We start from the raw sequence: 11,882 nt of genomic DNA on the forward strand, positions 1-11,882 counted from the left end.
AAAAGGGCATCTCTCGATACCCTTATTTACGATTTAATTCTATTTTGAGAGCGCCATCATAGCTTCCAGCACACTACCAGAGATTGCTCGTGCTTTATCTGACACCGTAGTGAAATCAGCGTCTTCACCACGCGGGTCAATATCGCCGATTTTAAAGCCTTCGGTGACCTCGAGGCCATCGGTAAGCAGCCCTCTAACCATACCCGACAGAGGTGCCACCACCTTATGGTCGCCCACTTGAGCAATCAGATCCCCTTCGGCGACGATGTCACCCAATTTTACCTTATTAATCATGGTGCCTGCCGCCGGAGCACGCAGCACCCGCTCGTGGGTGTAACCACTGATGTTACCTGGAATACCCGTGTTTGCCGCGGTCTTACCTTGATACAAAATGCGGCCTAGATGGTGGCCTCGGTTGGTTTCAATTACCGCGTGTACATCTTCACCGGCGGTAAAACCTGGGCCTAGACCGATGGTCACCGGCGCCATGGTCTTGGTGGTTCCCAGATTTCGCTTAGCCAAAATGGCATCCACCACATACTGAGGGCGCAGGCGGCTCAAAAGTTTGGTTTCCGGATCCACCACCACCGCGATGCGATTTTGCTCTAACACATTGAATACGTCACTGCAGCTCTTAGCCAATTGAGCCGTCACCCCTTCGACCACGGTTTGGCCATCAAAAATCGCTTGAGCAAACGCGACACTGCGACGAATGGCGGTCGGCTTCTCGATGTCAGACATCACCACCTGATAACCAGAGTTATGCAGACGAAGTGCCACCCCGGTGGCCATGTCACCAGCACCACGAACGTACACCAACTTATTGCGTTTTAAGCGGGGATCGTCCTTCATCTGCGACGCCACCGCACCCTCACCACAGTTGCGAACCAACAGCACTTCCGCCATCACGCTGATGGCGATCTCCTCTGGGGTTTCTGCGCCAATTTTAAAACCTACAGGTGAGTGGATGAAGTTGAGTTGCTCTTCGCTGACGCCCTGTTTGCGCAAGCCATTGAACAAGGTTTGCACCTTGCGCTTACTGCCCAGCAAACCGGTGTAACGGGTGGTCATCTGCGCCACCACATCCATCGCCTGGCCATCTTGGTGATTGGTGGCAATGATGACGTAACTATGGGCATCGATGTCCAATTTGTTGATGGCATCCAGCATGGTGTCGCCGAGAACGCGCTTGGTGCCGGCAGGGAAGTGGTGCTCAGCCAAAGACTCGGCATAGGCATCGGCCACAATCACCTCGAACCCCAACCGAGCGGCATTATGAGCAATGGCACGGTTTACGTGGCCCGCACCAATCAGAAACAATCGTGGATAGATGCCATGCACAGCAATATGCACGCTCATGGCACCACCACAGTCCATGTCCATAGCATCGGGCCCACTGCGAGCCATGCGGCCACTGATCTGACGGGCTTCACCCGCCTGAATGGCCTCCAACGCTTGCTCAATGATGTGGCGCTCAATCATGCCACCACCCACGGTTCCGTGAATGGCACCATTTTGTTCAACGATCATCTGTCCATTGTGTCGGGGGGCAGATCCCTTGGTCTCCGTAATGGTAGCTAAGGCAAAGGGTTGGTTCTGTTGCTCGAGTTCGGCGGCTTTCGCAAATAGGCTCATGGTCACATCCGATTCAATCTAGTTTTTAGTATGCGTTTGACGATGAAGTTGGCCGTCAATGTCGAGGTCAGCCAGCACTCATCAATCAAGTCTGCCCCTGCGATAACTGAATGGGCCCAAGTATCGAGATCGCCATTAATCTCATCGACTTTGTTCACCACCCAGATCTTTCTGGCCGACTTCGGAGCTGCTTTGAATCCCCCTTCGGGATGATTGAGCAACCGCTGCAGATGCGCTGTCGATAACGTTTGCCCCAATTGGGCACCGGTAATCTCCGCAAATCTTGGCCAACGGTGAACCAGTTCTGGTCCTAAGGGTGCCATCAGGGCATCGGCACCCATCAACTGAAAAACCGTATCGCTACTGAGTGGAATGCAAGGTTCATGCCCCGAAGGCGCTTTTATGGGCAAACGTTTAGCGCCATCGGCTTCAATGAGAATCAGATCAAATTTTTGTTCGAATTTGGCTTGATCAAAAATGGAAGGAGCAAACCCAGATACTTTATTGGTCTTGGCATCATAAGAGCAGGCAACAAAAGCAGATTTTCCTGGGATTGGCCTCAGTTGCTGCCACAAAGTATCTGGGTCAGAATGGATGGCAATGGCATCAAACTGATCCGGTTTGGGGTGATACATCTTGGTGGTTGTCGATACCAGCACCGACAACCCTTGTTGGCATGCTTGTTGCGCTAACCTCAGCGCCAATGAAGTTTTCCCTCCGCCCCCAGTCAGGGCGATGAGTTGGGTATCAGGAGCCCCGAAAATGTCTGCTAAATCTGAGTCCAAGCACATGGATGCCTCCGCATCGGTAGACTGTGTTATCACCGCCGCTGGCCTGTCATCCAGAATGGGCCAATGGAAGATGATGCTTCCCTATGGGGACCGCACCATTCTCGATACAAGCATCGAGAATGCTTTGCATTTTTGCAGCCGAGTCATTCTGGTTACCGGCCATAATGGCGAGCAATTACAGCAACGATATCAACCCCACCCCGCCATTACTTTGATTCACAACCCAGAGTTTAAACGGGGGTTGTTTGGCTCAATTCAACGGGGTCTAGCACAGGTAGAGAGCGAGTTTTGCTTCATCGCCCATGGGGATCTTCCTCGAATTGCGCCCACCACGTACCACAGGTTGTGGCAACATCGATGCCAACACCCAGTGATGCCCAGTTATCAAGGCGAAAAGGGCCATCCGGTGCTGCTGCCTAGCACCGCCATTCCCAGTATCTTGGCAGCCACAGCCAACCAGCAGAAATACTCAATGAAATGGCAACTTAAACAGTTGCAACCAAAGTTTGTGGAAGTAAACGATGAGGGCGTTTTATGGGATGTGGACACGCCAGAGCGTTATCAAGAATTAATTAAACACCACAACGCAAATAAGAATTAATTTCAATTAAAAATAAAATTATCGACTATCAATATCATATTGATAGTGTCACTAGCGCAATTTTGATAGCTCATTATCAGTGGATTCCGCTGGGGATTTATTTATCGAAACTTCTTACTCGATAACAACAAAAACCTTATTCCCATCGAAGTTTGGCTAATTCTATGGGGCTCTGAATATTCTTTAATTTAATTTTGGCAAGGTAGTTGCAAATTCCTTCTTGGACAACCTATTTGCTAGCCAGAAGTTCATCAGCGTTCAAATCTGGCAAGCCGAATCGCCAAGGAGAATATGATGAGTGACCTCATGCGTCCGTTGCCTTTTACCGAACTGTTGAACCGGATATTCGAAGAATACCAACAAAACCGGTCAATCTTCGGTATCCCAGAGGCGCAGTTCTATAAGAAACAAGATGACCGCAGTATCAGCGTCTTCGGTGAGCGCTGTGAGACCCCCTTAGGTCCTGCGGCAGGCCCTCACACCCAGCTTAGCCAAAACATCGTCACCTCATGGTTGGCGGGCGGCCGCTTCATGGAGCTGAAAACCGTCCAGAAGATGGACACCCTCGAAATCGAAAAGCCCTGTATTGATGCGGAAGATGAATGCTTCAATACCGAATGGTCTACTGAGTACACCCTTCCTAAAGCCTTCGATGAATACGTAAAAGCGTGGATTGCTCTGTACTTGATGGAAGAGATCTTCGACCCTCGCTTCGAAGGCGAAGCCAAGTCGTTCATCTTCAACATGAGTGTGGGCTACGATCTGGCTGGCATTAAGACTGTGCCAATGCAGACCTTCATCGACAGCATGATGGACGCCAGCGAACACCCCGTATTCAAAACTCACATCGAAGAGCTGCGTGAGTACGTAAGCAACACCGCTTACCTAGAGCGCCTAGAGTTAGATGAAGATTGCATCAAGCGTCTACAGCGCCTACCTGACCTGATCCCAAGCCGCTTGGTAGAGGGCGTGACCCTGTCTACCATGCACGGTTGCCCTCCACACGAAATCGAAGCCATCTGCCGCTACATGCTGGAAGAGAAGGGCATCAACACCTTCGTGAAACTGAACCCAACTCTGCTGGGCTACCACAAAGTTCGTGAGATTCTGGACAACGCTGGCTTTGACTATATTGGCCTGAGTGAAGAGTCTTTCTCCCACGATCTGCAACTGGCAGACGCCAAAGCGATGCTGCATCGCTTGGTGGATTTAGGCAAAGAGAAAGGTCTGGGTTTCGGCGTTAAGCTTACTAACACCCTAGGTACCATCAACGCCAAGGGCGTACTGCCTGGCGATGAGATGTACATGTCTGGTCGAGCCCTGTTCCCACTGTCCATCAACGTGGCCAAGGTGCTGTCTGACGAGTTTAACGGTCAGCTGCCGATCTCCTACTCTGGTGGTGCGTCCAAGCTCAACATCAAAGAGATCTTCGAAACCGGCATTCGCCCAATCACCATGGCGACGGATCTACTCAAGCCTGGTGGCTACTTACGTCTGACTGACTGCGCCCGTGAACTGGACAGCAGCGATGACTGGAACCATCAAGGCATCGATCTCGACAAGCTCACCGCGCTGGCAGAGAAATCTCTGGTGGCCAACTACACCCAGAAAGAGTGGCGTGGCCCAGAAGAGATCCGCATCAACAAACTGGTGCCTCTGACCGATTGCTACGTGGCCCCATGTGTGACCGCGTGCCCAATCAGCCAAGACATCCCTGAATACCTGCGCCTGATGGGTCAGAAGAAGTACGGCGAAGCTCTGGAACTTATCTACGCCCGCAACCCGTTGCCATCCATCACTGGCCACATCTGTGATCACCAGTGCCAGTTCAACTGTACCCGTCGAGACTACGAAGGTGCGGTAAACATCCGTGAGATGAAGCGCATAGCCCTCAAGAAGGGTTGGAATGAGTATGAAGCCAACTGGCGTCAGGCTATCATCCAAGAGAAACACCCAGTTGCGGTATTGGGTGCCGGTCCTGCGGGCCTATCTGCAGCCTACTTCCTAACTCGTCTTGGCCACCCAGTGACCGTATTCGAGAAAGAGAAGAACGCTGGTGGTGTGGTTAAGAACATCATCCCGCACTTCCGTATTCCAGCGGAAGCCATCGAGCACGACATCGACTTTGTCACCAAGCACGGCGTTAACTTCGAGTATGGCTGTAACCCCAACCTGACGATTGATGAGCTAAAAGCCCAAGGCTTCGAGTACATCTGTCTGGGCATTGGTGCCGATAAGGGCAACCCAATGAAGCTGGAAGGTGGCAACACCAACATCCATAAATCACTGCACTTCCTAAAAGCCTACAACGACGGCAATGCGCCAGAACTTGGCAAGCACGTTGTGGTTGTGGGTGCCGGTAACACCGCCATGGACAGCGCCCGTGCGGCACTGAAAGTGGATGGCGTTGACAAAGTCACCATCGTGTATCGTCGTACCATCGCCGAGATGCCGGCTTACAAAGAGGAGTACGATGAAGCCGTGGAAGATGGCGTTCAGTTCATGTTCCTCAGCAACCCAGAGCGCTTCACGGCAGACGGTACTCTGACCGTTCGCGAAATGGAGCTGGGTGAAGCCGATGCTGGCGGCCGTCGTCGTCCTGTGGCTACCGACCGCACCATCGACCTGAAAGTGGATGCACTGATCACCGCCGTGGGTGAGCAGACCAACCGTGACGTCCTCACCAAGATGGGCGTGCCTATGGGTGAAGATGGCTGGCCTCAGGTGAACGAAGAGACCTGCGAAACCGGTGTTGAAAACGTGTTCCTGATGGGGGATGCCCACACCGGTCCATCCAACATCGTTGGTGCCATTGCCGGTGCTCATAAAGCTGCAGAAACCATTCTGGAGCGTGAAGAGCAGCGCTATAAGCCTCTGACTCACTACTCTGCAACCCGAGCTCAGGAAGTGTATGCCCGTAAAGGCATCATCCCAACAGAGATGGTGAATTCCGATCAAGAAGACGCCTTCATCGAGCAGGAAGCAGGACGCTGTCTGGAATGCTCCTACATCTGCAGCAAGTGTGTGGATGTGTGCCCGAACCGCGCCAACATCTCACTGCCGGTACCTGGCTTCGACAACCCGTTCCAGACCCTGCACCTGGATGCCTACTGTAACGAGTGTGGTAACTGTGGTCGCTTCTGCCCATGGGACAGCAAGCCATACGAAGAGAAGGTCACCATCTTCAGCCTGGAAGAGGATTTCCATGACAGTAACAACCCTGGCTTCTTCGTTAACGGTGAGCAAGTTCTGGTTCGTCAAGGGGATGCCATCCATAACCTGACCATCAATGACCAAGGTCAGATTGAAGGCCAGCCTGATGACATTACCGACATGGCCAAGATCATCCAATTCGTCCATCAGAAGCACAGCTACCTGCTGGGCCCTGTAGAGCTGTAACCCAGCTCTTACAAGGACTGAAATCACAGCGGCGAGCCTCTGGCTCGCCCTCATCAATATAAGGATATCCGCTCATGCTGATCCTAAAGAACGCCACCGCGGTTCAGTTTGAACCCGCTCAGGTCACCGAAGGCGTCGACATCGTTATCGACGGCGATAAAATTGTTGCCGTGGGCAGCAACCTCAGCAGCCAATACCCAGACGCCCAAGTCAAAGAGATGGCTGGCAAACTGGTGATGCCCGGCATCGTCTGCTCCCACAACCACTTCTACTCCGGGCTGGCTCGCGGCATCATGGCCGACATCAAGCCTTGTCCTGACTTCATCTCCACCCTGAAAAACCTGTGGTGGCGCCTCGACCGCGCACTGGATGAAGAGTCCCTCTACTACAGCGGCCTGATCTGCTCTCTGGAAGCGATTCGCAGCGGTTGTACCTCGGTGATCGATCACCATGCGTCACCGAACTACATCGCCGGCTCTCTGAATACCCTGCGTAAAGGCTTCCTCAAAGCCGGTCTGCGCGGCATGACCTGTTTTGAAACCACTGACCGCAACGGCGGTTTGGCGGAACTGCAGGCGGGCGTGGAAGAGAACATCAACTTCGCTAAGCTGATCGACGCCGAGCGCGCTGCGGGCACCAGCCCTTACTTAGTGGAAGCCCACATCGGTGCCCACGCTCCCTTTACCGTGCGTGACGAAGGCATGGCGATGATGGCCGAAGCGGTCAAAGCCACCGGACGTGGCCTGCACATTCACGCCGCCGAAGATCTGTATGACGTCAGCCACAGCCACCACATCTACGGCAAAGACATCGTCGAACGTTTAGATGGCTTTGGCCTGATCAACGACAAAACCCTGCTGGCTCACGGGCTGTTCCTGTCAGAAAACGACATCAACATCCTTAACCAGCGCGATGCATTCCTAGTGCACAACGCTCGCTCCAACATGAACAACGGCGTGGGTTACAACAGCCAGTTGACCAAGCTGAAGAACGTGGCTCTGGGTACCGATGGAATTGGTGCCGACATGTTCGAAGAGCTGAAGTTTGCCTTCTTCAAGCATCGTGATGACCGTGGTCCAATGTGGCCTGACAGCTTCCTGCGTCACCTCTACAACGGTAACGAACTGCTGGCCCGTAACTTCGGCGCCAAGTTCGGTCGTCTGGAAGTCGGTTACAAAGCCGATCTGACCATCTGTGATTACACCGCACCAACCCCACTGGTCGGCGACAACCTGCCGGGTCACTTCGCCTTCGCCTTGAACCAAGGCAACGTCCACTCCGTGATGGTAGAGGGCCAGATGGTACTGGAAGACCGTCAATTCCCATTTGATATCGAGCCAATCTATGCCGAAGCCCGCAAGGTAGCCAAGGGCATCTGGCAGAGGATGGATCAACTGGATTAACAGATCGAAAAGCAAAATGGCTACGTCCTGGGGGAGGTAGCCATTTTTTCTAATGCACTGCTCTCATTAAGGAAAGGCATTGTTATGGAAGCGATTAACAACAACTTTAAATGGGCCGAAGCCACAGGCGAGGCCAAGTTTATAGCCGACCGCAGTTACCCCAACCTGCTTCATGCTCGGTTCTTCCGCTCCAGCTGTCCGCGAGGACGCATCCGAGAATTGAATGCGCCCCCCTTACCAGAAGGCTACGCCTTCTTCAGCGCCAAAGACATTCCCGGTGACAATGTCATTCCCAATGTTCGTACCGACATGCCCGCCTTCGCCGAAGATGAAGTGCGCTATGTTGGTCAGCCGATCGGCCTACTGGTAGGCCCAGATTTAAAGGTGATTGATCAACTGCTGTCGCAGATACAGGTCGATTACCAGCCGCAGCCACCGATTCTCACCCTAGACGATGCGATGGCGCAGCAACACCCCACCATCTTGGAAGATGGCAACCTATTCGACCACAACCAGATCAACAAAGGCGATTTGGACGCTGGCTGGGCACAGGCCACCACCATCGTAGAGGAGACCCTCAATACCGGTCACCAAGAGCACACCTACTTAGAAACTCAGGGTTTGGTGGGCTACATCGAAGATGGCAAGGTCACCATCGAAGGCACCATGCAGTGCCCTTGGTATGTGCATCACACCATGCACACCGTACTGGCCTCAGACGACGTTCAAGTTCGCCAGTGCCCCACCGGCGGCGCCTTTGGCGGCAAAGAGGATTGGCCAGATGTGCTAGCCGGTCCACTGGCGGTGGCGGTCAACGCCCTCAAACAGCCAGTAAGATTGATTCTGGATCGTCAGGAAGACATCGCCTGCACCTCCAAACGCCACCCACTAAGAATCCACTACCGTACCGGCCTCAATGACGACGGCAAAATCGTCGCCATGGAGATCAATGTTGAGGTCAACGGCGGTGCCTATTTCACTCTGTCCGGCATTGTGTTGCAGCGCTCCATGAGCACCGCCACCAACGTCTATGACATCCCCAATGTTCAGGTGAAAGGGCGTGCTTGGGCGCTGAATACGGTGCCCAACGGCGCATTCCGAGGCTTTGGAGCACCACAAAACTGCTTTGCCATGGAGACTCACATGAGTCACCTGGCCAAAAAAGTGGGCCAAGACCCGGTCGCTTTCAAACAGGCTCACCTGCTCAACAGCGACTCCACCTCACTCACTGGTGCCCCCATGCATCAAAATCTGGTGCTGGAAACCATGCTGGAGAAGATCACTCGCTCCAGTGGTTATCTTCAGAAACGCGCCAGCTTCGGTAAAGCTGGGGACAACCAAAAGCTGCGCGGCATCGGCATGGCGCTGTTCCAACACGGCTGTGGCTTTGCCGGCGATCTGGAAGACACCTTAGTAAAAGCGAAGGTGAGGCTACTGAAAAACAGCGACGATACCCTGCACATCCACGCCTCCAATACCGACATTGGCCAGGGCCTGTCGCTGACCTTCCGTAAGATCGTCAGTCGCACCCTCAACGTGCCACTGGAGACAGTGAACTACTATCACCCGGACACTGGCATCGTGCCCGATTCTGGACCAACGGTGGCCTCTCGCTCCATCGTAATTGTGGGCTACCTGCTTGAGAAAGCGGCCAAGAAGATGAAGCAAAACTGGTGCAGCGGCCTAGCCCAATGCATCGAAGAGGTGTACGAAAAGCCCGATTACCACAACTGGGATCAGGAAAAATTCATCGGCAACGCCTATCAGGTCACCAGTTACGGCATTAACGCCTTAGAGGTGGAGATAGACCCGGTCACCTATGAGATCAAGATTGTCGACGCCTGGGGCGTATTCGACATCGGTAAAGCGATCGACCCTGAGGTGTTCAAAGGCCAGATCGATGGCGGCATGGTGCAAGCCATGGGTTACGGCAGCTTGGAGAAGCTGCAACTGACCGCCGATGGTCGCTTTGCCCAAACCACCATGGCCGATTACACCATCCCAACCTCCATGGATGTGCCTCACATCCACAGTGAGCTGGTGGACAACCCTTATGACTATGGGCCACTGGGCGCCAAAGGTGGCGGCGAACTCACTCACAATGGTGCTGCAGCGGCGTTGGTTAACGCCGTAGAGCACGCTCTTAGCCGCTCCATTCAGGCCATTCCGGTTACCCCAGAGTCGCTGATGGAGGCGTGCTATGAAGCTTAATTTCACCCTAAATCACCAGCCACAATCGCTGGAGATCTCCGCCACCATGTCGGTGCTGGAACTGCTCAGAGAACGCCTCAACCTCAGTGCCTGCAAAGAGGGCTGTGGGGAAGGGGAGTGCGGTGCTTGCTCTATCTTGGTCAATGACAAGCTGGTCAACAGCTGTCTGCTGGCCAGTGCGCAACTGGAAGGGGCCGAGGTAATGACACTGGAAGGCTTGCGGGAAACCGACAAGGGCCGTTGCCTCATCGAAGCACTACTTGAAGCCAAAGGGGTTCAGTGCGGCTTCTGCAGCCCAGGCATGGTGCTGGCGTTGTATGCGCTGCTCAACGAAAACCGCTACCCAACCGATGACCAGATTCGTGAAGCCCTGTCCGGCAACCTATGTCGATGCACCGGCTACGGCATGATCATCGACGCTGCCCATATCGCTCTGAAACGGGGGAAAGGACTATGGTAACCGAACTCAGACCCAGCACATTAGCCCCAGCGCTGGCGCAACTCAATGCCGAACCAACGCTGATCTTTGCTGGCGGAACCGATCTTATGGTTCACGAACTCAAGCCCCACAACGCCATCCTGTTCGTGGATGCCATTGAGGAGCTGCAGCAGATCGAGGTCTATGAAAACAGCATCCGCATTGGTGCTGGTTGCCGGTTGGCACAGTTGGTGGAGCACACCGCACTGCCCCGCAATCTGGTGCAGGCACTGCATCAGATCGCCGCACCGGCGCTGCGCAACGTGGCCACCATTGGCGGCAACATCGTGAACGCCTCACCCGCGGCAGACTCCCTGCCTGCCCTGACGTTGCTAGACGCCAAAGTGTGCCTGCAAAACGTCAATGGTGAGCGCTGGCTGCCCATCGATGAGTTCATTATCGGCCCAGGAAAAACCATCTTGCAGCCTGGCGAAATGCTGACTCAAGTGGAAATAGCCCGCATTCCTTGCCACCACTCCATGTATCACAAGGTGGGGACCCGCGCGGCAAACGCCCTGTCGAAACTGTCGGTGGCCGCACTGGCTAGATTCGATGACAGTGGCGCACTGGAAGATTGGCGTATTGCGTTCGGTGCCGTCGCCCCGACCGTGGTACGTAATCGCGACATCGAACTCAGCCTCATCGGTTGTAAGCCAGAAGAGGTCGATATGGAGCAGCTTTTGGGCAGCTACGATGCGCTATTGCACCCCATCGATGATCAGCGTTCCACCGCGGAGTATCGCCGCCGCGCCAGTCTGAATCTGCTCAAACATTGGATGGAGCAATTGCAGCAGTAAACCCGACCCGAATCAAAAACGCCTCCCAAAGTGGAGGCGTTTTTTTATCAATTCTTTAAGCTGACTAAGACACGAGATACTGTTTCAAAATCGGGCATCTGAGCAAAATAGTGCTGAGCGGCACTCACAGAAACTAACGGTGGCGGCGGCGTCACCACCAGATATCGACCATCATGACTTAGGGTGTGGCATTCTCAATTAAGGATCCAGTGTCACACTTCCACAACACTCACTGATGTTTTTGGTCAAAAGGCTTCCAAAACAACAAAGCCGGGCCTAATACCAATCACATTAATGTTATGTGCAGTTCAGAAGCCCTCACAAGTTCTGAATCAAGGCAGCGTTGCGAAGGAATGTAGGTACCTTTCGAACAACGCTAACGCAGAGTCAGGGCTTGTGAGGGCTTCCCGGAGGGCTGATTTAATCGACCCTCATACTGCGTTAGTAAATCTCACTTTAGAACCACTAGAGCTTCGCTTTACTGCCTTGTCTGAGAACCGATTAACTTCAGCTGAATGAACAGACCATTAGTGCGATTGGTATTGAATCCCGGCCACACTCTAGAGC

The 11,882-nt window shown here is 53.6% G+C and carries 8 protein-coding genes; 6 read left to right on the forward strand and 2 right to left on the reverse strand.

Annotation, left to right across the window (positions count from 1 at the left end):
- Nucleotides 1–39 precede the first annotated feature (39 nt).
- Together yqeB and yqeC are read right to left on the reverse strand one after the other, a co-directional pair.
- Complete coding sequence (gene yqeB, locus FCL42_RS16655) at nucleotides 40–1,635, reverse strand: selenium-dependent molybdenum cofactor biosynthesis protein YqeB (protein WP_136864563.1); 1,596 nt, start codon at nucleotides 1,633–1,635, stop codon at nucleotides 40–42.
- Nucleotides 1,636–1,637: 2 nt separating this feature from the next.
- Entirely contained in the window at nucleotides 1,638–2,426 is a 789-nt protein-coding gene (gene yqeC, locus FCL42_RS16660; RefSeq protein ID WP_136864564.1) for a selenium cofactor biosynthesis protein YqeC, read from the reverse strand.
- Here yqeC and FCL42_RS16665 point away from each other — a divergent pair.
- From FCL42_RS16665 to FCL42_RS16690, 6 genes are all read left to right on the forward strand, one after another.
- Nucleotides 2,398–3,027 (forward strand): NTP transferase domain-containing protein, encoded by a 630-nt coding sequence (locus tag FCL42_RS16665; RefSeq protein WP_229359892.1) that lies wholly within the window; start codon nucleotides 2,398–2,400, stop codon nucleotides 3,025–3,027. The genes yqeC and FCL42_RS16665 overlap by 29 nt on opposite strands.
- A 294-nt stretch (nucleotides 3,028–3,321) precedes the next feature.
- Nucleotides 3,322–6,426 carry a putative selenate reductase subunit YgfK gene (gene ygfK / locus FCL42_RS16670; protein WP_136864565.1) on the forward strand — a complete coding sequence of 1,035 codons (3,105 nt, stop codon included), beginning with the start codon at nucleotides 3,322–3,324 and terminating at the stop codon, nucleotides 6,424–6,426.
- A gap of 74 nt (nucleotides 6,427–6,500) precedes the next feature.
- Nucleotides 6,501–7,829 carry a putative aminohydrolase SsnA gene (gene ssnA / locus FCL42_RS16675; protein WP_136864566.1) on the forward strand — a complete coding sequence of 443 codons (1,329 nt, stop codon included), beginning with the start codon at nucleotides 6,501–6,503 and terminating at the stop codon, nucleotides 7,827–7,829.
- An 84-nt stretch (nucleotides 7,830–7,913) separates the two neighbouring features.
- On the forward strand, nucleotides 7,914–10,040 hold the full coding sequence (locus FCL42_RS16680) for a xanthine dehydrogenase family protein molybdopterin-binding subunit (protein WP_136864567.1): 2,127 nt from the start codon (nucleotides 7,914–7,916) through the stop codon (nucleotides 10,038–10,040).
- On the forward strand, nucleotides 10,030–10,500 hold the full coding sequence (locus tag FCL42_RS16685) for a (2Fe-2S)-binding protein (RefSeq protein ID WP_136864568.1): 471 nt from the start codon (nucleotides 10,030–10,032) through the stop codon (nucleotides 10,498–10,500). Before FCL42_RS16680 ends, FCL42_RS16685 begins: the two co-directional genes overlap by 11 nt.
- Nucleotides 10,494–11,315, forward strand: coding sequence for an FAD binding domain-containing protein (locus FCL42_RS16690; RefSeq protein WP_136864569.1), 822 nt, complete (start codon nucleotides 10,494–10,496; stop codon nucleotides 11,313–11,315). Before FCL42_RS16685 ends, FCL42_RS16690 begins: the two co-directional genes overlap by 7 nt.
- Nucleotides 11,316–11,882: the final 567 nt, after the last annotated feature.

The sequence above is a fragment of the Ferrimonas aestuarii genome (assembly GCF_005116665.1).
Classification (GTDB): domain Bacteria; phylum Pseudomonadota; class Gammaproteobacteria; order Enterobacterales; family Shewanellaceae; genus Ferrimonas; species Ferrimonas aestuarii.

Bases quoted from the DNA above. Each gene is read 5' to 3' on its own strand.
- yqeB (WP_136864563.1), bottom strand. From the start codon at position 1,635: ATGAGCCTATTTGCGAAAGCCGCCGAACTCGAGCAACAGAACCAACCC.
- FCL42_RS16665 (WP_229359892.1), top strand. From the start codon at position 2,398: ATGTCTGCTAAATCTGAGTCCAAGCACATGGATGCCTCCGCATCGGTA.
- yqeC (WP_136864564.1), bottom strand. From the start codon at position 2,426: ATGTGCTTGGACTCAGATTTAGCAGACATTTTCGGGGCTCCTGATACC.
- ygfK (WP_136864565.1), top strand. From the start codon at position 3,322: ATGAGTGACCTCATGCGTCCGTTGCCTTTTACCGAACTGTTGAACCGG.
- ssnA (WP_136864566.1), top strand. From the start codon at position 6,501: ATGCTGATCCTAAAGAACGCCACCGCGGTTCAGTTTGAACCCGCTCAG.
- FCL42_RS16680 (WP_136864567.1), top strand. From the start codon at position 7,914: ATGGAAGCGATTAACAACAACTTTAAATGGGCCGAAGCCACAGGCGAG.
- FCL42_RS16685 (WP_136864568.1), top strand. From the start codon at position 10,030: ATGAAGCTTAATTTCACCCTAAATCACCAGCCACAATCGCTGGAGATC.
- FCL42_RS16690 (WP_136864569.1), top strand. From the start codon at position 10,494: ATGGTAACCGAACTCAGACCCAGCACATTAGCCCCAGCGCTGGCGCAA.